The 19,795-nt window shown below is 63.6% G+C and carries 18 protein-coding genes; 3 read left to right on the top strand and 15 right to left on the bottom strand.

The window, feature by feature from the left end; translation table 11 throughout:
* Positions 1–38 precede the first annotated feature (38 nt).
* From bcsN to G8E10_RS08880, 3 genes are all read right to left on the bottom strand, one after another.
* Positions 39–1,154, bottom strand: a complete 1,116-nt coding sequence (gene bcsN, locus G8E10_RS08890; protein ID WP_165910642.1) for a cellulose biosynthesis protein BcsN — start codon at positions 1,152–1,154, stop codon at positions 39–41.
* A gap of 366 nt (positions 1,155–1,520) precedes the next feature.
* Entirely contained in the window at positions 1,521–1,697 is a 177-nt protein-coding gene (locus G8E10_RS08885) for a hypothetical protein (RefSeq protein WP_165910641.1), read from the bottom strand.
* Between the two features lie 16 nt (positions 1,698–1,713).
* Positions 1,714–1,866, bottom strand: a complete 153-nt coding sequence (locus tag G8E10_RS08880; protein WP_165910640.1) for a hypothetical protein — start codon at positions 1,864–1,866, stop codon at positions 1,714–1,716.
* A gap of 201 nt (positions 1,867–2,067) precedes the next feature.
* On the opposite strand from G8E10_RS08880, the gene G8E10_RS08875 reads away from it, so the two are divergent.
* Positions 2,068–3,726 carry a calcium-binding protein gene (locus tag G8E10_RS08875; RefSeq protein ID WP_132664999.1) on the top strand — a complete coding sequence of 553 codons (1,659 nt, stop codon included), beginning with the start codon at positions 2,068–2,070 and terminating at the stop codon, positions 3,724–3,726.
* A 20-nt stretch (positions 3,727–3,746) separates the two neighbouring features.
* Here the strand turns inward: G8E10_RS08875 and G8E10_RS08870 are convergent, their stop codons facing one another.
* Together G8E10_RS08870 and G8E10_RS08865 are read right to left on the bottom strand one after the other, a co-directional pair.
* The gene (locus tag G8E10_RS08870; RefSeq protein ID WP_110801521.1) at positions 3,747–4,796 is read right to left on the bottom strand and encodes an ornithine cyclodeaminase; all 1,050 of its coding nucleotides are present in this window, start codon (positions 4,794–4,796) and stop codon (positions 3,747–3,749) included.
* 123 nt (positions 4,797–4,919) lie between these two features.
* Complete coding sequence (locus G8E10_RS08865; RefSeq protein WP_110801522.1) at positions 4,920–5,726, bottom strand: AraC family transcriptional regulator; 807 nt, start codon at positions 5,724–5,726, stop codon at positions 4,920–4,922.
* Positions 5,727–5,838: 112 nt separating this feature from the next.
* Between G8E10_RS08865 and G8E10_RS08860 the strand changes: the two genes are divergently transcribed.
* A complete protein-coding gene (locus G8E10_RS08860; protein WP_110801523.1) occupies positions 5,839–7,044 on the top strand; it encodes an MFS transporter in 1,206 nt (401 codons plus the stop codon).
* Between the two features lie 16 nt (positions 7,045–7,060).
* On the opposite strand, the gene G8E10_RS08855 is transcribed toward G8E10_RS08860, so the two are convergent.
* From G8E10_RS08855 to G8E10_RS08815, 9 genes are all read right to left on the bottom strand, one after another.
* Positions 7,061–8,521, bottom strand: a complete 1,461-nt coding sequence (locus G8E10_RS08855; RefSeq protein WP_110801524.1) for an aldo/keto reductase — start codon at positions 8,519–8,521, stop codon at positions 7,061–7,063.
* Positions 8,505–9,494 carry a branched-chain amino acid ABC transporter permease gene (locus tag G8E10_RS08850; protein ID WP_110801525.1) on the bottom strand — a complete coding sequence of 330 codons (990 nt, stop codon included), beginning with the start codon at positions 9,492–9,494 and terminating at the stop codon, positions 8,505–8,507. The genes G8E10_RS08855 and G8E10_RS08850 overlap by 17 nt, the downstream gene beginning before the upstream one ends.
* Positions 9,491–10,402 carry a branched-chain amino acid ABC transporter permease gene (locus G8E10_RS08845; protein WP_110801526.1) on the bottom strand — a complete coding sequence of 304 codons (912 nt, stop codon included), beginning with the start codon at positions 10,400–10,402 and terminating at the stop codon, positions 9,491–9,493. The genes G8E10_RS08850 and G8E10_RS08845 overlap by 4 nt, the downstream gene beginning before the upstream one ends.
* Positions 10,399–11,163 (bottom strand): ABC transporter ATP-binding protein, encoded by a 765-nt coding sequence (locus G8E10_RS08840; RefSeq protein ID WP_110801527.1) that lies wholly within the window; start codon positions 11,161–11,163, stop codon positions 10,399–10,401. Before G8E10_RS08840 ends, G8E10_RS08845 begins: the two co-directional genes overlap by 4 nt.
* On the bottom strand, positions 11,160–11,960 hold the full coding sequence (locus G8E10_RS08835) for an ABC transporter ATP-binding protein (RefSeq protein WP_245420131.1): 801 nt from the start codon (positions 11,958–11,960) through the stop codon (positions 11,160–11,162). Before G8E10_RS08835 ends, G8E10_RS08840 begins: the two co-directional genes overlap by 4 nt.
* A gap of 249 nt (positions 11,961–12,209) precedes the next feature.
* Complete coding sequence (locus G8E10_RS08830) at positions 12,210–12,677, bottom strand: chemotaxis protein CheW (protein WP_165910639.1); 468 nt, start codon at positions 12,675–12,677, stop codon at positions 12,210–12,212.
* Complete coding sequence (locus tag G8E10_RS08825) at positions 12,677–14,626, bottom strand: methyl-accepting chemotaxis protein (protein ID WP_110801529.1); 1,950 nt, start codon at positions 14,624–14,626, stop codon at positions 12,677–12,679. The genes G8E10_RS08830 and G8E10_RS08825 overlap by 1 nt, the downstream gene beginning before the upstream one ends.
* 405 nt (positions 14,627–15,031) lie before the next feature.
* Entirely contained in the window at positions 15,032–16,429 is a 1,398-nt protein-coding gene (locus tag G8E10_RS08820; protein ID WP_110801530.1) for a DUF4360 domain-containing protein, read from the bottom strand.
* An 86-nt stretch (positions 16,430–16,515) separates the two neighbouring features.
* Positions 16,516–17,106 carry a DUF4360 domain-containing protein gene (locus tag G8E10_RS08815; RefSeq protein WP_110729340.1) on the bottom strand — a complete coding sequence of 197 codons (591 nt, stop codon included), beginning with the start codon at positions 17,104–17,106 and terminating at the stop codon, positions 16,516–16,518.
* A gap of 647 nt (positions 17,107–17,753) precedes the next feature.
* Between G8E10_RS08815 and G8E10_RS08810 the strand changes: the two genes are divergently transcribed.
* Entirely contained in the window at positions 17,754–18,653 is a 900-nt protein-coding gene (locus tag G8E10_RS08810; protein ID WP_110801531.1) for a bestrophin family protein, read from the top strand.
* A 9-nt stretch (positions 18,654–18,662) separates the two neighbouring features.
* Here G8E10_RS08810 and G8E10_RS08805 read toward each other — a convergent pair whose 3' ends face one another.
* Positions 18,663–19,703 carry a phosphatidylglycerol lysyltransferase domain-containing protein gene (locus G8E10_RS08805; RefSeq protein ID WP_110801532.1) on the bottom strand — a complete coding sequence of 347 codons (1,041 nt, stop codon included), beginning with the start codon at positions 19,701–19,703 and terminating at the stop codon, positions 18,663–18,665.
* Positions 19,704–19,795 lie beyond the last annotated feature (92 nt).

Genomic DNA, 19,795 nt, shown 5'->3' with positions numbered 1-19,795 from the left:
TTTCCTTGTCCCGAATGCAGCTGGATATGGCTCATGGTTTACATGTCTCCCGCACAGGAGCTGGTGGGGGAGATCGTGCAGGGAACGGCCGGAATGATGGGTCGGGCCGGCAACGGGGAAGCGCTCGATACGCGGGTCAGGCCCTGCTGCTGCAACTGGCTCGTCGGTCTCGGTGCCTGCGGGGTTTGTGATCCGGGTGCAGGCGCCGTCGCGGGTGTCGTGGTCGGACCCGGCAGGCGCGAGGGGCCCGGCAGCGTCTGTGGTTCGATATCAGCCCCGGTGGGCTGGCCCGTCCTTGCCAGAGGCGAGCGCGTGACCATGTTCGGCGCGGGGATGGCGACGGCGGGAACGATCGGCCTGACGGTCTCGACGCGCGGGGCCGCAGGTCGCGTGTTCTGGCTCTCGAGGCTCCGAATGGCCGGGCGGACCGGAGCGACAGGTGCGGGTGTCGGGGGCTGAAGCCGGGCGCCGGCGCCTGCAGCATAGATCGGCCGGCCAAGCTGCCCGACCGTGGGGTCGAGAGGCGGAACGTTGCCATAGGGATTCCAACCGACGCTGTCGAAGGCGCCTGTCAGCGTATAATGGTACATCATCGACAGCAGTTCGTCGCGAGACGCACCGGTCTGGCAGAAGCGGACGCGGGTCTGGATTCTGCCGAGATAGTGGAACGTGCGCACGTAATTATCAGGTGCCTTGATTTGCTGCCAACCGTAGAGGCATGCATCGCCGGAACCTGGATTGGTCCCGTAAGCATAGGCGAAAGCGCCGTAATTGTTCTGAACGAAGCTCGGGGAAATGCTCATGCGGATGGTCGGGAACTCCGACCGCATCTCGCCCACAGCCTGGGCCGTTGTCATCAGCCCGGTCGACAGGCGCGACGCGCCGGCGAACGGCGTGGACGCGGGGCCGAAATAGCGCACCTGAATGTAATTCTGGCCGCGACTACGGGCATCGGTGCTCAGGATGATGTCCTGCTGGACGGCGTTGGAGAAGTTGCGCTCGATCACGCTGACGATCGCCGGGCCGCCGGGCGGCGGAAAAGCCAGCGCCTTTTCGGCCGCGACTTCGGTCGGCGCCGAGGTCAGTTTCAGGCCGCCCGTCTGCGTGCAACCGGAAAGTGCCGAGGCGCCCAAGGCCAGAAACGCGCCCTGCATGGCGGTTCTTCCTGCAATTGCGAGAGCTGTATGAAACATGGGCGGCGTGCATCCAGTGATGGAATCAGGGTTCTTCCACCTCATTTCTCGCTCGCATGGTTAACGTACAGTTAATCTTCGCTAACACTTTCCTATTTGTGCGCTGCAGTTGACCGTTTTTGGTGTTTCCGTGGCTTGGCCGATACGTTTCGTGCCGACTGAAGTTTCCAAAAGCACCGCGGAAGCATCCTCCGTCGCGAATCACTGTCGGGATATACGGCAGGATGGCGACGGTTCACCGTGTCTGCTTTATGGATTACGGACACCACCTCGTGAGCCGCTCGGCTTGAGAAATGTCGCCCATGGGCCCATGGGAATGACGATGCGCTACTGCGCGCCTGTGGTCGGCCCGGGATTGTTCGGTGTCGTCGGGCTCTGAGCGGATGGCGTGCCGGCTGTCCCTCCGGCCGGGTCATTCTGCGATGGGCTCATGATCAACCAGCCGATCGCGATCACAGTGACAACAAGGATGGCGATGCTCAGGGCTGTTCGGTTCAACGCCATGTTATCTCTGCCTCTTTTAGCTCTTGCCGGGTGCCAGCATGCTCGCCTTCGGATCGACCCGGCCCGACGCATCCTCGACACGCGTTGAAGCGGCGTAGACGAACAGGATGCAGACGACCGACACGACGACGACCACGATGACGGATTGGTTTCCAGTGCGAACTCTCATACCGCGTAAAGACGTCCGCGAGTCGTAAGTTCCCCTCGACGTCAGCGTTTGGCTAAGAGAGGGTCCTTCGTGCGTTAAGCATGTTGCGTATTTATCGCAGAACCGACGGCATCAGAGGCCAGTCGGGTGTATCGCTAGTCGATTTCCGCATGCTTATCGTGTAAGAGGCAATCAACCCACAGCAGTGATAGCGTGCCGCCCATGGCCATGACGTTCCTTACGAACAACACGAAGACCAGTGTCAGCTTCACCGAAGCCGACACCACGCTGGTGCTCGTCAAAGACGTGACCATTTCGGTTACCGAAAGCGGCATCGTTGCGTCCGGTCTCGCAAAGGAGCGCGCCGTCGTGGTTGATGGGACGATCTCGGCCGGTGTGTCCGGCGTGACGTTCGGCGCGGCCAATGCGGGAGAGCTCAAGGGGTCCGTCGTCGTCTCGGAGACCGGATCGATCGTCGCGGGGGCCTTCGGCATATCGGCGACGGCTGTCGGCATGGATATCGTCAATCGCGGTGGTATTTCCGGCAAGCAGGCCGGCGTCAACGTGATCGGCAGCAAAGCGAATGTCGCCAACGAGGGCACGATTTCGTCGGCGGCCGGCAGCGCTGTCTCTGTGGCGGGTGCCGCGGCCATGGTCGTCAACAACGGCCGGATGGCCGGACAGACGGATGCCGTGAAGCTTTCCGGCGACCGCGTGGCCATGACGAACAACAAGGACATCTCGTCTGCCACTGCCGCCGGCATTGTGATTGACGGAATGGCCTCGACCGTGACCAACAATGGATCGATCGGCGCGCGCGGCAATGGCATCGTGGCAAGCGGTGTCTCAGAGATCATCACCAATAACGGCACGGTCGGCAGCGGCGCCAGCGCTATCGTCGCAAAGGGCAAGAATGCCGTCGTCACGAACTCCGGGGCTCTGCAGGCAAGCGTCGATGGTGTCGCGCTTTCCGGCGCGAACGGCACCGTGACGAACAGCAAGACGATCGCGGTCGGTGGCACGGCTGTCAACGTCACCGCCAGTGGCGTGATCGTCAACAATCTGGGCACGATGAGCGGTGCCATCGGGATCGCCGTCGTCGGTGACGCGGCGCGCGGCGCCAATAGTGGCACGATTTCCGCCTCCAAGGGCAGCGCTGTCGATTTCACCAAGGCGGATCACGCCAGCTTCAACAATAGCGGCGTTCTTTCCGCGGTGTCCGGTCTTGCGTTCAAGGGCGGCGATGGCCAGCAGTCGCTGACGAACGGCGGCACGATCAAGGGCGATGTGCTCCTGGGCGGCGGCAACGACTATTTCGATGGTCGTGGCGGTACCGTCATGGGCAAGGTCGCGGGTGGTGCGGGCCACGACACGTATGTCATCGACAACGCGCGCACTCTGCTGGTCGAAGCCAAGAATGCCGGCAACGATCTCGTCATCTCCAGCGTCAGCTACGCGCTGGCCGACAATTTTGAGTTCCTCACGCTGGGCGGGACGGCGGCGGTGAACGCGACCGGCAATGCGCTGGCGAACCAGATCCACGGCAATGGTGCCGACAACCGGATCGACGGCAAGGCCGGCAACGATATGATCTGGGGCCATGGCGGCGCGGATACGCTGACGGGCGGTGCCGGCATCGACCAGTTCGTGTTCGCCACCGGCGACGGCCGCGACGTCATCACGGATTTTGTCGCCAGCGGCAAAGCCCACGATATTCTCGACCTGACCGGCGTGAAGGCGATCACCAGCTTCAAGGACCTGATGGCGAACCATGCCCGGCAGGTCGGCAACGATGTGATGATCGATGCCACAGGCGGCGACAGCATCCTGCTCAAGGGCGTGAAGCTCGCTCATCTCGACAAGGGCGATTTCTTCTTCTGATCTCCTGTCGCGCTGCCGGCTCAGGCCGCCGCGCGCTGGAGCATGCCGAAGAGATCGCGTGGATCGTCGGGATCTGCGATGATGTCGATCTGCTGGAAGAAATCGGTACCCGCCAGCGCCGCGCGGACATAGCGGAGCGCAGAGAAATCCTCCACCGCAAAGCCGACGCTGTCGAACAGCGTGATCTGCCGCGCATCGCGCCGGCCGGGCGCTTCGCCGCGCACGACCTTCCAAAGCTCCGTCACCGGGTAATCCGGCGCCATCTGCTGAATCTCGCCCTCGATACGAGTCTGCGGCGGATATTCGACGAAGGTATCGGCGCGCAGCAGGATATCCCGGTGCAGCTCGGTCTTTCCCGGACAATCGCCGCCGATCGCGTTGATGTGGACCCCGCTGCCGATCATGTTGTCGGTCAGGATCGTCGCATATTGCTTGTCCGCCGTGCAGGTGGTGATGATGCCAGCGCCTTCGATCGCCTGTTCGGCGCTCTCACAGGCGTGCAGCACGATGCCCGAGCCTGTCAGATTGCGGACGGTCTTCTCGGTCGCGCGGCTGTCGATATCGTAGAGCCGGATCTCCGTGATGCCGAGGACGGCCTTCATCGCCAGCGCCTGAAACTCGGCCTGCGCGCCGTTGCCGATCATGGCCATCACCCGCGTGCCCTCCGGGGCGAGATGCCGTGCGGCCATGGCGGAGGTCGCAGCGGTGCGCAGTGCCGTCAGCAGCGTCATTTCCGTCAGCAGGACGGGATAGCCCGTCGCGACATCGGCCAAGAGCCCGAAGGCGGTCACCGTCTGGAGGCCCGCGGCCATATTCTTCGGGTGTCCGTTCACATATTTGAAGCCGTAGATCTCGCCATCGGAGGTCGGCATCAGCTCGATCACGCCGTCCCGTGAATGCGAGGCGATCCGGGAGGTTTTATCGAAGACCTCCCAGCGTCGGAAGTCGTCCTCGATCGTGTCCGTCAGTTCAAAAAGGACGCGCTCGATGCCCAGATGATGCACGAGGCGCATCATGTTCTCGACGCTGACGAAGGGGATCAGGGCCTTTTCAGATGGCAGGGCGGACATGGGGCGTTTCCTCGTTGCAGAGGACGATGGTAGCAACCGCAAATGCTCACGGAAACGGCAGATGATTGTCATATTTCCCGCCGAACCGAGCAGATTGCCAGCCAGATTGCGCAAACTGCTCGCTCACCGCGAGAGGAGATATTGCCGCGGCGGGCTGCCCATCATTCGGCGGAACATGGTGGTGAAGGCGGCGATGTTCTCGTAGCCCGCATCGAGCGCGACGCTGGTGATCGAGTGCCCGGCGGCAAGCCGCGGCAGCGAGGCGAAAAGGCAGGCCTGCTGGCGCCACGTCACGAAGCTGACGCCGGTCTGGGTGCGGAAGAAGCGCGTGAAACTGCGGCGGCTCATGGCAAGCGTTGCGGCCCAGTCATCGATGCTCGCAACCGCGCGCGGCGCCTCCAGAAAGGCCCGGCAGGCAGCGGCAAGCCGCGGGTCGTTCGGAAAGGGCAGACCGAGCGGGACTTCGGGCAATTGCTGCATCTCGTCCAGCAACAGATCCATGATCAGCTCCCGCCGCCGCGGCTTTGGAAAAGGCGGCGCATCGCGCACCAGTTCGTCCATCAGGTTCGCTGCGAGTGTGGTGACGTTGACCACCTTCGGCCGCTCGACGAATGCCAGCTGCGTATCGACGTAGATCGACAGCATCTCGACCGGGCTCATCGTCTCCGATGCGTGTTCCAGGCCGGCGGGAATGATGAGGCCGTGGCCGGGCGGTATCATCCATCGCCGGTCGCTGGTGCCGACAACGACCACACCGCGGCGCGCGTGCCAGAGCTGCGTCTTTCGATGCGAGTGCATGGGGCTGCGCATGCCGGCCTTGTAGCTCCGGCCGATCGCATAGAGCGGCTCCTGCGCCGCATCGATCCGGTTCAGGCTCTGGCGGTGCTCATCGAGATCGACACCGATGGTCGGAAATTCCGTAAAACGCATTTGGCCCACTCACGAAAGAAGTGGACCAGAGCGCAAAGGCAGGCCAGCGTCAAGGCCTGTAGGAGGAGCGAGCGGGCGCATTGCGCGCCGAAACGGGCAGGAGAGGTCCATCATGGCGAGCGTAACCACACCAGGCGGGGTCCGGGCGGACACCATGGCCTTTTCGATTATCGCGGCGGCCAGCTTCTGCCACATGCTCAACGACATCATGCAGTCGCTGCTCACCTCGCTCTACCCTTTGATCAAGGCGAACTATGCGCTGGATTTCGTCCAGATCGGGCTTCTGACCTTCGCATTCCAGGTGACGGCATCGCTGCTGCAGCCGGTGGTCGGGGTGGTGACGGACCGTTGGCCCATGCCGTTCTCGCTGCCGGCGGCGATGCTCGCCACCTGTGCCGGGCTGTTCACGCTGGCGTTCGCGCATAGTTTCGAGGTGCTGGTCATCGGCGCCTGCCTCATCGGCGTCGGTTCCGCCGTCTTCCATCCGGAAGCCTCGCGCGTTGCCCGGCTCGCCTCCGGCGGGCGGCACGGGCTTGCACAGTCCTTCTTTCAGGTCGGCGGCAACGCCGGAACGGCCATCGGGCCGCTGCTGGCGGCGTTCGTCGTCATCCCGCGCGGGCAGCAGACGCTCGGCTGGTTCTCGATCATCGCGATCGTCGGCTTCATCGTGCTGTCCTTCGTCAGCACATGGTATCTGCGCCACCGCCGCGCGACGGCGGGTCGGCCCATGCTCGATCGTGCCCTGCCGCTGCCGCGCAATCAGGTGCTGTGGACGCTGGCCGTGCTGACGGTGCTCACCGCGACGAAGAACGCCTATCTTGCCAGCCTCTCCAGCTACTTCACCTTCTTCGCGATCGAGAAATTCGGTGTCGGCGTGCAGGATGCGCAGGTCATGCTGTTCCTGTTCCTCGGTGCGTCCGCAGCCGGCGTGTTCTTCGGCGGGCCGATTGGCGATCGGTTCGGCGCCCGCGTCGTCATCTGGTTCTCAATCCTCGGCGTCATCCCCTTCGCGCTGATACTGCCCTATGCCGATCTCTTCTGGACCTCGGCGCTGGTCATCATCATCGGCTTCATCTTCTCCTCCGCATTTTCCGCCATCGTGGTCTTCGCGCAGGAACTGGTGCCGGGCAGGGTAGGGCTGATCGCCGGCATGTTCTTCGGCTTTGCCTTCGGGTTCGGCGGTATCGGCGCAGCCGTCCTCGGTCTCTTTGCCGACCGCTACGGCATCGAGTTCGTCTACCGGCTCTGCTCCTATCTGCCGCTGCTCGGCCTGCTCACGGTGCTGCTGCCGAAACTGCCCGGGCGCAAGCGCGCCTGAGGCTGCTGTCCGCGGTTCAGTCGCAGATGGCCTCCGCCTCGATCTCGACCGCGTAATCGCCGATCAGATCGCCCGCCTCCACCATCGTGTTGGCGGGCAGGACAGTGCCGAACACGCGGCCGTGAGCGCGGGAGACCGGCTCCCACTGGCTGGCGTCGCGCAGATAGACCCGCGTCCGCACCACATCCTCCATTGACCCGCCGAGCGCGGTGATCGATGCGGCGATCTTGTCGAGGATGTAGGTGGCCTGCGCGCCCGCATCGCCCGGCGCGACGCAGCGGTCGGCCGCATGCGTGGCTGTCGTGCCGGAGACGTGAATGCGATCGCCCACGCGGACGGCACGGCTGTAGCCGGCAATGGGCTCCCAGATACTGCCGGAGGAAACACGGCTGCGTCCCGGCCGGCCGGGCACAGGCTCGGCGGTGTAGATCGAGGGAATGGCACTCAGATGGTGGCTGAGATCGCCAGATGCGGTCAGGAACGGCGGTTTGCGATACTCATCGCCGCAATCACCGGGGATGGGCTGCGTGGCGGCGAAAGCCGCATCGAGATCCGCATGGTCCTGCGCATCGAGCGCGAAGCCGAAGACCTTCAGATTGTCGCCGCGATGCTCGTTTTCCCCAAGCCGTGCGCCGATGATGGTGCCGGCAACGGCCGGATGTTCCAGAACCCAGCGGCTGGCGACGTTCGACAGCGACACGCCATGCCGCTTGGCGATCTGCGATGCGGCTTCGAGGATGCCCTGGAATGCGGCCCAGCCGCCGGCTGTGTCGATGAAGCGCTTGTACTTCGAGCGGCTCCAGTCGGGGATCGCATCCGGTTCCGGTTTGCCGAGCCATTTCTCGGACAAAAACCCGCCGCACAGCGTGCCGTAGGCGAGCAGCTTGACGCTGCGCTTTGCGCAGAGATCCGACAGCGCACCTGCGGCCCGGCGATCGACCAGCGAAAAGGAAACCTGATTGGTGGCAATCTCGATGCCATCGGACAGCGCCAGCGCCAGATGGCCTGCGTCGAAATTCGTCAAGCCCAGCGCGCTGATCAGGCCTTCTTCCTTGAGCCGCTGCATCTCGTGCAGGGCATCCAGCCAGGCCGGGTGCTCGAACGTCCACCAGTGGAACTGGAGAAGGTCGATGCGCTCGACGCCGAGCCGGGTCAGCCGCTCTTCGATGCCGCGCCGCACGATATCGCGTGTCATGGGGCCAGGCTCCGGGCACCACTTCGTGAAGGCGACGGGTCGTGGTTCGTTCGGATACCGCGACAGGAGACGGCCGGTGATCAGTTCGGCTGAGCCATAGTGATCGGCCATGTCGAATGTGTCGAAGCCGTTACGGGCATAGTCCTGCAAGGCGTCGGCGCCCTTGTCCGGGTCGATCGTCGTGCCGTCCTTCTCGATATCGGCGACCTGCCAGAGGCCGCAGACAAGACGGCTGATCTCCAGCTCCGGGGTGAGGCGAATACGGTCAAGGCGCTCGGTCATCTGGACGTCTCCCGGGTCTGCGCCCGTGTTTTCCGCGGGGGCCGAGCGCGCTGCGCTCGCCCAGAATGCCGCGGGGCCGAAGAAGAAGGATGGCGCACAGGCCGACGCCGATCGCGACGATCTGTAAGGCTGCGGCGCGCGCCTGCTGTTCCGGGGGTACGAAGGCCGACACGGCTGCGGCCGAGAGAGCCCACAGCCCCCAGACGAGGATGGCCCCGAGAATGGCGCCGCGATTGTTGCCCGAGCCGCCGACGATCAGCATGGCCCAGACCTGAAAGGTCAGAACCGGCAGGTAATTGTCGGGCGCGATGAAGCCGATGAAATGACCCTGCGCTGCGCCGGCAAGCCCCATGATGGCGCCGCCGATGGTGAAGGCCTGCAGTCGGAAGCGGATCGGTCGCTTGCCAAGCGCCTGCGCAGCGGTTTCATCTTCGCGGATCGCCCGGAGCACACGGCCCCAGGGGCTTTTCGCCAGATGTTCGAGGGCGAGATAGAGGACGGCCACGAGGCCCGCCATCAAGGCCAGATTGGCAAGCCCGAAGGCAAGCACATTGCCCGCAAGGTGCGAGAAGGGGCGGGGAATGAAGCCGATACCGAAAGCGCCGCCGGTGAGGCCTTGCAGATTGAGCACGCAGAGCTGCACGCAGACGGCCACGCCGAAGGTCGCGATGGCGAGGTAATCGGATCGCAGCCGTATCGTGAGGGCGCCGACGAGCCATGCGGCAAGGCCGGCCGCCGCCGCACCCCCCAGCCAGCCGACGAGGATCGGCATGTCGAAGCCGCCGAACCGGTCCGGTGTGGGTGGGGTCGTCAGGAGCGCGGAGACATAGGCGCCGATCGCGACGAATGCGGCGATGCCGACATTGAAAAGGCCCGTCTGGCCCCATTGCAGGTTCAGCCCGAGGCACATGACGGCATAGGTCAGTGCCATCGTCAGGAAGAAGGCGGCGTAGGCGAGAAGATCGAGGCTCATGCCGGTCTCCCGAAGAGACCGCGCGGCCGGAAGAGGAGCACCGCCACCAGAATAACGAAGGAGACGGCCGCCCGCCATTCGGCACCAACCAGTTGCACCGCTGCGGCTTCCGACAGGCCGACGATGAGGCCGGCGAGCATGGCGCCGGGCACGCTGCCGATGCCGCCCAGGATGGCGGCGGCAAACAGCGGCAGCAGGAGGTCGTGACCCAGATAGGGGCGAATCTGTACGAGCAGCCCGGTCATGATGCCGGCAAGGCAGGCGAGCCCCGCGCCGAGCATCCACACCACCCGAATGACGCGGCGCACATCGACACCCGCGATCCCGGCGAGCGCCGGATTTTCGCTGACCGCCCGCATGGAGCGACCGATATCCGTTCGCGTCATGAGAAGGTGCACGGCAAGCACGGCGAGAAGGGCGATGCCGAGCGAGAGAAGTTGGTCCGGCGTTGCCCGCAGTCCCGCGCCCATGGGCATGGCGATCTGCAGGGCCTTGGTGAAATAAGCAGGCTTCGACGTGAAGAGGAATTCGAGCAGACTGCGGAGCGCAAGCGATGCGCCGAAACTCGCCATGACGAGGATGATGACGGCACTTCCGCGCGCCCGAAGCCGCCCGAAGAGAACGGCATCCACGGCGAGCGCCAGAAGACCGGTCAGAAGAATGGCGATGATTGCGGCGAGCGGTAGCGACCAGCCGAAGGAGAACGGACCGATCGGCCGCATCAACGAGGTCGAAAGCAGGCCGAGCCCGCCGCTGACGGCGAGAGCGAGATAGGCCCCCCAGGAGAGCAGTTCGCCATGGCCGAAGTTGGCAAAGCGCAGAATGGAATAGGTCAGCGTCACGCCGATGGCGCCGAGGCCGATCATCGCGCCCGCGATGAGGCCGTCCATGAGAAATTGCGGGTTCATGGCGCGGCGACCTCCCCTGCGTGGGATGTGCCGAGGTAGAGGCGGGCGAGCAGAGGATCGCCGAACAGGCCGTCCGCGGGACCCTCATGCCGGATACGCCCTTCGACCAGAACGACCGCACGCCGCGCAATCGCCAATGCCGCCTTCACATTCTGTTCCACCAGCACGATGGTGACGCCATCGGCGTTGATATCCTGCAGCATGGCAAAGACCTCCCCGACGATCTTCGGCGACAGGCCGGCGGAGGGCTCGTCGAGAATGAGAACGGAGGGATCGACGATCAGGGCGCGGGCGACGGCAAGCATCTGGCGCTGTCCGCCGGAAAGCGCACCGGCAAGCCGCGAGGGTTGGCGGGCGAGGTCCGGAAAGCGGCGATAGAGGCCGTCAATTCTGCCGGCACGATCCGGCTTCGGCAGGATGGCTGCGGCGAGTTGCAGGTTCTCGTGGATGGAGAGCGTTGCGAAGATGTTCTCGGTCTGCGGAACGAAGGCGAGGCCGCGCGCGATCTTGCGATGGGAGGGAACGCTGGTGATATCCTGTCCGCCCAGCAGCACCGCCCCGGCATGGATCGGTACGACGCCGGCGATCGCCTTCACCAAGGTGGATTTCCCGGCACCGTTCGGACCGAGTAGCACGAGAAAATCGCCCTTGGGAACGATAAGGTCCACGCCACGGACGATCGGCAGGTCCGGCTCGTAGCCGGCGACGAGCGCATGAATATCGAGCGCCGGACCGACCGGCGAAGCGGGGACGAGGCTCATGCCATTGCTCCGAGATAGGCCTCGATCACGGCGGGATCGCGCGCGACCTCGGCCGGCGTGCCCTCGGCAAGCGGCTTGCCCAGCGCCATGGCGACGACCCGTGAGCAGAGACGCGAAACCATGTCCATGTTGTGCTCGATCAGAAGAATGGAGGTGCCCTCGGCGTTCAGCTGCGTCACGCGCTCGATGATGGTCTCCAGCAGCGCCGGATTGACGCCGGCTGCGGGTTCGTCGAGCAAAATGGCGGTCGGATCCGCCATCAGTATGCGTGCCAGCTCCAGCAGCTTGCGTTGCCCGCCGGAGAGAACCCGCGCCGGCTGATGCTCGAGATCCGATAGGGTGACGAAAGCGAGCAGCGCGCGCGCCTTTTCGATTGCTGCCTTTTCCTGTCGACGGACATGGGCAAAGCGCAGGAAATTGGCGAGCAGCTTCTCGCCATCCTGGCGCTGCGCGCCCGCGAGCACATTCTCAAGCACGGTCATTTCGAGGAAAGGCTTGGGGATCTGGAATGTCCGCCCGATGCCGAGCCCGATCCGCTGCTCCGGCCGGTCCTGCGATGCGTCGCGCCCGCCGATCCGGATTTCGCCCGATGTCGGCTTCAGCGTGCCCGCAATGAGGTTGAAGAGCGTCGTCTTGCCCGCTCCGTTCGGTCCGATCAGCCCCACCATCTCGCCGCGCGCCAGCCGCAGCGACATCCCGTCGACCGCTGTCATCCCGTCGAACCGCTTGACGAGATTGCGCGCATCGATAACGGGACTTTCGGTCGTCGGCGTCGTGGAGGCGATCTGGAATGGCAATCGAAGGGTTCCGAGGCTGCAATGAATTCAGTGGCTTACACGAGGCAAACGGTTTCCGAACAGCCAAGAGTGCTTTCAGAATGCCCAGTTATCCCAACATGCTGATAACACTTAAAAAAATTTGCAGCTAGGTCGCCCGGCACAGGTGTGCCGGGACGTGGGCTTTACCCTGTAGGTGTTGCAGACTTTCGACAGTCGGAGCGGCGTTCCAGCAAAGGGCGCCCCCCTTACAAAAACCGTCTAGCCCGCTTACGCGGCGAGCAGCAATTCCGCTTCGCTTCTGTTGAACATACGATCGAGGTTCAGGAAGCAGATCATGCCGCTTGGCTGGACGATGATGCCATCGGAAAAGGCCGATGCGCCGGACGACGTGATGTCTGGAACCGGCTGGAGCAGGTCCGCGGAGACCATAAGGATATCCGAGACCTGGTCCACGAGAAGCCCCATGACCATGCCGTGCACTTCCGTGACGACGATGGCGCTGCGCTCGGTCGGTTCGGCACCGGACATGCCGAGCTTGAGCGCGAGGTTGATCACGGGAATGACCGTGCCGCGAAGGTTCATGACACCGAGGACTTCCGAGGGAGCCTGGGGAATGGGCGTCACGGGCGCCCATCCGCGAATCTCGCGGATGGTGACGGTCCGGACGCAGAACTCCTGGTCGTGGAGCCGGAAGGCTATAATTTCCAGCATTGCCGAGTTCGCCGCATGGTGCATCAGAATTCCCTCCATCCATCGTTGACTGCTGTGTTTCCGGCCGATGCCCCAGCAGCCTTGCGGGGACGCGCAGCCGGCTGTGCGCTGGCGTATCGTGGCGTGTTTGCGACCTTCATGGTTGCCGCCGCGTGACGCAGCGCCGACGATTGTGTGCCGGTGTCACCGAGAGCGAATTGCCCGATGAGGTGGCGAAGATTGTTGCTTTCACTCGCTAGGGTCACGCCAGCGGCACTGGTTTCCTCGACCATGGCGGCGTTCTGCTGCGTCACCTGATCCATCTGGTTGACGGCGATGTTGACTTCGCTGAGTCCGACGGACTGCTCCCGGGCGGACGTGGCGATGGAGTCCATGTGCTGGTTGATCGTGATGATGTAGCCCTCGATCGTCTGCAGAGCCAAGCCGGTTTCGCTGACCAGCTGAACGCCGTTCTGGACTTCGACGGACGAATTGCGAATAAGCTCCTTGATTTCCTTTGCCGCCTTGGCGGAGCGCTGCGCCAGTTCCCGCACTTCCTGGGCGACAACGGCAAAGCCCTTGCCCGCATCGCCGGCGCGCGCCGCCTCGACACCGGCGTTGAGCGCCAGCAGGTTGGTCTGGAAGGCGATCTCGTCGATGACGCCGATGATGTTGGAGACCTCGTTCGAGGACGCTTCGATCTTCCCCATGGCGTCGACAGCCTGGGCGACCACCTTGCCCGATTGGCTGGCGCTGGAATTGGCCTGCACGGCAACGGCGCGTGCTTCGTCGGCCCGCTTGGAGGAATTCGAGACGTTGGCCGTGATCTGGTCGAGGGCGGCTGCTGTTTCTTCGAGCGAAGCGGCCTGTTGTTCCGTGCGCTTGGACAGGTCGTCGGCACCGCGGCTGATCTCCTGCGAGCCGCCATCGATCGAACCGGCAGCCTGCGCCACGGAGCGAAGCGTCTCGCCCAGCTGGCTCACGGCATTGTTGAGGTCGTGGCGCAGGGCCTCGAAATCGGGTGAAAACGGCTCGTTCAGTTGGAAGGTGAGGTCGCCGGCAGCCAAGCGCTTCAGGCCGCTGGCAAGGCCCGAGGTGGCCTCGTTCAGACGCTGCTGTGCGGCTGCTTCGGCTTCGGCCGTCAGGCGAACGCGGTCGGCTTCGGCCTGCCGACGGACGGCTTCGGCGTCCTGCTCCAGCTGGCGGTTGACGATGGCCGCCTGACGGAAAACCTCGACGGCGCCGGACATCTCGCCGACTTCGTCGGCGCGTCCGCTGCCCGGGATCGCGATGTCGGTTCGTCCCGCTGCAAGATGGCGCATGGCATCGTTCATGCCGCGCACGGGGCGAACGAGACCGATATTCAGAACGATCAGGGCAAGAACGGAGATCAGCAGCATGCCGGCACCGCCGGCGATATTGTTGAAGCGGCCGGACGCCGCCGCCGCTTCGGCGGCCTCGGCGCGAACCTCCAGCAGACCGGCTTCGATCTCGACCATTTCTGCGACGGTCGCACGGATGCCATCCATCGCGGCCTTGCCGCTACCGTTGGTCTCGATGGCGCGCGCCTGGTCGCGTGTCGCCGGGTTTGCCATGAAAGCGAGTTCCGGCTTGGAGACTTTCTCGTGCCAGTCTGCGACGAAAGCTTCCAGCGTATCCAGGCGCTTCTGCTGCGCAGGGTTGTCCGACGTCAAGCTTCGAACGTTCTTGAGATCGGCGGCATAGGCAGCAACACCGGCCTTCTGCGGCGCCAGGAATGCCTCGTTGGCCGATACGAGATATCCGCGCATGCCGGTCTCCTGATCGACCATGCTGGCGGTGATGCCGTTCAGCGCGTCGATGACCTTATACGTATGGTCCGTCATCGCCGCTGTCTGCTCAAGCTTGGAGAGGGACGCATAGCTGGAGTAGCTGACCCCCATACCGATGAGGATCAACATGCCGAGAGTGGCGGCGATCTTTGTGAGAATCTGGAGGTTGTTGAAGAAGGACATCATGGGCTCGCTGATTTTATGTCTTGCCGAGGGCGGGTGTGAGACAGACGACTGAGCAACGCACGGGAGAACAACATCAGGCAGGGGGAGGACTGGCTATGGTGCTCGCGCAGAATATCTTAAATGACGAAAATAATATAAAAATGGGTAAATAATACGATAGAGGAAATGGGGTTCGACTGTTTGCTTTCTTCGAACGGAAGCGCTTGACCCGAAAGAGCGTCCCTTCTGCTGCCTGATGGGCAGGGATTGACCGCCCGGCTTGCGCTGAAGAGACGGTAGTCTGGTCGGTCACAAAGCCTGGGAAAACGTGACGAACGGCCTTCGCACAGGGTTGAGGGCCGCATACAGAGCGGCGAGCACGCGGGCGCGTGCTGCGATCATGAATCGCCGGGCCGACTTTGACTAGAACGCGGCCTTCAGTTGCGCGCCGACGTTCCACTCGGGATCGTCGTACTGGCGGAAGGTGGCGGCGACTGAGGTGTCCAGGCGCCAGACGTCGTCAAGCCGAACGCCGATGCGGCTGCCGGCTGAGGCGAAGGTCTGGTCGCGAGCGCGGCCGGAGACATCGCCGACCCAATCGACGGAAGCACGAACGGCCTTGTCGTCGGCGAAGATGCGGCCGACGGCGCCGGAAAGCGTGTAGTCCAGCCGGCCTTCGGTCTGGTGGCTCCAGGCAAGTTCGGCGCTGACGATGTTCTCGCTCGACGTGCCCCCGTGGACGGTGGCCGCGAAGAGGTTTCTGTCCGTCGCCGTCTCGCTGTAGCCGTCGAGGTCGAGCCATGCCTTGGTGAAGCGAGCCGAAAGCACGAACTCGTTGGCCTGGTCGGGCGCGAAAACCGCGCCGATCCGTCCGTAGGAGCTGAGAAGCGAGCCATCGGCCGTACCGCCGGCGGAAACGATATTGTCGACGTTGAGATAGCGGCGCGACAGATCCGCCGTGACGTTCGGCGAGCCCCAGAGGCCGACTTCGCCGAAGGCGCGCCACGTCGCCTGCGGCGTCGTGTAACGGACGGCGCCTGCAAGCAGCGCCAGCGTATCGACCGAGACGTTGTCGTCGTCGGGATTGACGATCGCCGCGCCGCCGAGGACGGTGATGCCGCTTCCGGCTTCCCACCGGCCCTTGAAGCCGGCCGCCGCGCTGGACGATCCGAAGAGGCTGATCGCGCTGCCCGCATCGAAGCGTTCGCCCTCACCGAGAAGGCCTTGCGCCGTGCCGATGAGCTCTGCGGCAATCGCCTGTCGCTGGCGCGCCAGCTGGTCCGTCGAGGCCGTGACCGATGAGAGCGTTGTGAAGCCGAGGCGCGTGATATCGACCGTGTCGAGAAGCAGGCTGGCATCGGGATTGTCGGGATCGATCGGTGCCGTCGTTTCCACGACGACCGTCAGGCCGAGCGTGTCGGAGCCCGACGTGCCGACCTTGCCGCCGGTTGCGACATCGTCCTGCAGTGGTCCTGCAACCTGGTACTTCAGAACCTGGCGGCCGTCCTGCAAGGTGACGATCTGCGCGGCCTGTCCGTCTTCCGTCGTTACGAATCCGCGATAATCGACGCCGTAGACGCTGAAGCCATCAGCTCGGGTCACCGGGATGTTCAGCTGGCAGGTGCTGGTCGCGCGCGATGTGCCGGCACCACCGCCGGCGGTGGCCGAAAAGTCGTCGAAGAGCACGCTGGTCGCATTGCCGTCAGGCGAGGTGACGCTGGAGAACGTCCCGTCCGCGCATCCGTCTGCGGCATCGGCCCGGCCGGGCGTTGTGGCCGCGATGCTCAGGAGACAGAGGGCGAACGATGTGCTGTGGCGCATGGACGGTTCTCACGGGCAGGGAGGCAGGCGGGCAAGAAGAGCAATCAGCGCGGGCGGCAGTCTCCTGCCACCCGCGCCGGATCATGTTAGCGGCAGGTCTTCCACTGCAGCTGATAGACGATGGCGGCCTTTACGTCCTGCGTATCGACGGTCGCCATGGCTTCCTGGCCGCGCGTCGTGTTCACGCGGATGCTGGAGTTGGTCCGCAGGTTGACGTCTTCACCGCAGGCCGACCAGATCATGGAATCTGCAACGATCTTGTTGGAGATCAGGTAGTCCTGTTCGCTGGGGCCGGAGAACGTCTTGACGAAGGTCGGTCCGCGCGTTCCCGCGAAGAAGTATTCGACGTTGAACTGCGAGCGGGCGCCACGCGGCAGCTGGTTGAAGCCGCGATAATCGACAGCGAGAACCGAAACGCTGCGGCCCTGGGGCACGTGAACCGGAATGGCCACGTTGCAGGTCTTGCGGTCCATGTTCTTGCCCGTATCACCGCCGGCCTGGACGATGTAGTTGTCGAACAGCAGGCTCAGCGCCTTGCCGTCCGGGCTGATCGTGGCGGAGACGCTGTCCGACGGGCAACCGCTACCGCCATAGCCGGGTACGCCGAGGGAAATGTCGTCGGCGTAGGCAGCGGACGAGATGAACAGCGACGCCAGCAGGAGACCAAATCTCTTCATTGAACTTCCTCGTTTATATGTGAGCATCAAGCCCTGGCAGGAAAATAGATGTGCCAATATGAACCGTCGCTGAGCAATCCGTTCGGCTGCGATTCACATCGGAAGGCGTTAGAAGTAGAGCGGCGTGATTAAGAGAGTTTTAATCAAACGCGGTCGAAATCGCGCCATTTAATGGCAGCATCATGGCCATCGTCGCGCACCGTGTCGGAAGCGCCAGCTTACGGGGGTAGACGACGATAAGGAAGGAAATGCAATGAGCCGACGGTCTCTCGCACCAAAGGCGGTGATCCTCCTGGGGATGGCTACCCTGCTTTGGGGTTGCTCGACACCGCAACCCGCAACGGATGTTTCGCCACGACCGGCAAGCTCGTCGCAGGCTCTGCTGGATCACCAGCGCAAGCAGGCGACCCGCGCCCGGGAAGGCGGCTACGAACGGCTTTATCGCCCTCGGGTCTGCCGCTCGAACATCGGTGTCTGCCCCCGCTGACGTCGAGGTCACTTCGGTAGATCGTTGATCGGGACCGACGCGATGTTGAATGCGCCGATTTGCCAACCCCCGAAAAAGGGTGTGCGCTGCACTCGAACTTGCTGCATTGCACCTTATATGCAGAGAAGCTGACGTTCAGCAGTCTCGAAGGAGCACCCGAATGGTTCTGCCGGAGTCGGCTCGTTTCCACCAGATGCTCGGCTATATCGGCTGGCCGCTGGCCTTGCTGTTCGTCTGGGACATCATCGTCACGCTGGCCTACGTCTATCTGCCGCATCCCTGGCTCGATCTTCCGACCTTGCCGATGGCGCTGCTCGGCTCGGCACTCGCTTTGTTCCTCGGCTTCCGCAACAACAATGCCTATCACCGCTGGTGGGAGGCGCGCACGCTCTGGGGCTCTATGGTCAATGCGTCGCGGTCCTTCGGGCGCGAGGTCTGGCATCTGATCGAAAGTCGCGACGGCAGCGAGGCGTTCCGCCGCGAACTCGTGCGCCGCCAGATCGCCTATGTGCACGCGCTGCGATGCCATCTTCGCCGACAGCCGAACGCGGATGAGATCCGGCCGTTTCTAGGCGAGGCCGAGATCCAGTCTTTGCAAGGTGTGGGCAATGCGCCGAATGCCATTCTCAACCGGACAGCGGGCATGGTGGCGGAGGCGCGCCGCAACGGCTGGACGGACTCCATCCGCAATGTGCAGATCGAGACGCTTCTGGTCGACATGAGCAATGCGCAGGGCGGCATGGAGCGGATCAAGAACACGCCGTTGCCGCGCGAATATGATTACTATCCGACGCTGTTCGTCCACATCTTCTGCATCCTGCTGCCCGTCGGCCTGGTGGACAGCCTGACCATATATACCCCGCTTGCCTCCACCATCGTCGGCTTCATGCTGCTCGCCATGGACCGTATCGGGGCCGATCTTCAGGACCCGTTTGAAAACCGCGAACACGACGTGCCGCTTACCTCGATCTGCCGAACCATCCAGATCGATCTCGAACATCTCTCCGGTGCCGGTGGGCGATCGAAGCCGGTGCAACCGGTCGAGCATGTTCTCTGGTAGGAAGAGACGCTACAACGTTTTCAACAGGCGCAGGAGTGCAAGGATTTCGAGCGGCGTGCGGCGCTTGAAGCCGATATAGGTGGGGATCTCCTCGCCATGGAAGCGCCGCTTGAAGGCGGCTTGGCCTTGCAGGTTAAAGATCCGGGCGTTGATCCTCTTCGAGCGGTAGGCGCGTTCGAACAGGTTCCGCCAGATCCGGCTTTCGAGAAAGCCGCTCTCGGTGATCGCCGCCAGCGGCGACAGGCCAAAGGTGACAACCTCTCGGCCCTCCGCGATAAAGCGGTCGGTCGCGAACTTGGTCAGGCCGATCTCGGCATGGGGCGTCGTTCCCGTCAGTTTGCGCTTGAACGCGACGGTGTAGCCGACGACGTCGCCCGCCCGGAAGATCGGATCGAAATCGAGCACGGCAACCGGATGGCCGGCGGGATCGATGATGAGGAACCGGCGCATATGCGGGGCGAGTTCGACGCTGAAGGGGCGGTTGAGAAAACGCATCTCCCGGCGGCTGACAATGCGGCCGCTGCGCCAGTTCGACGAGATCTCCCGCACCTTCTTCGCGTCCGCTATGCTGCCGTCGCACTCGATCAGCCGGTAATTCTTCTTCAGGAGCCACCGCTCGGAATAGCGGATCGTCTCGTTCCGCTTGCCCGCGAAGGAATGTGTGTCGAGTGACAGGCGGGTATCGATGCCCATGTGGTTGATACGATAGCCGAGCGTTTCGAGGACGGCCGCGGTTTCGCGCGAGGTCTGCACGAAGCAGGGTGCGTTTGCGGCGGCAACGAAACGCCTGATATAGTCGGCCCGACGCGCCGGATCGGCAACCGGATCGCCGAGCACGAAAGTGTGCCCCATCTTGGTTGCGTAAGCGATGTAACCGTCCGCATCACCGAAATACCGGAGATCGGGCTGGGCATAGGTCGAATAGGCGAGCGAGAAATCGCCGTGCTTTCTTAGAAGGTCGAGTCGTGCCTGTGCATCGAGGTCGGCAGCGGGCAGCTTGGAAAGGCGCGCATCCAGAATCGCGTCCATCCACTTGCGTAGGCTTGGCATTCAGCTTGGCTCCGGAAAGGCAATCAGGCGGTTAAGAAGGTGGTCATGCCATTCGCAAATATGCGCTTACCCAACCGCTTCGGACATTGCCA

The sequence above is a fragment of the Ferranicluibacter rubi genome, assembly GCF_011603255.1.
In the GTDB taxonomy this organism is placed as follows: Bacteria; Pseudomonadota; Alphaproteobacteria; order Rhizobiales; family Rhizobiaceae; genus Ferranicluibacter; species Ferranicluibacter rubi.
The sequence above is the reverse complement of the archived record's forward strand: the minus strand, read 5'-3'. Positions and strand labels throughout refer to the sequence as shown.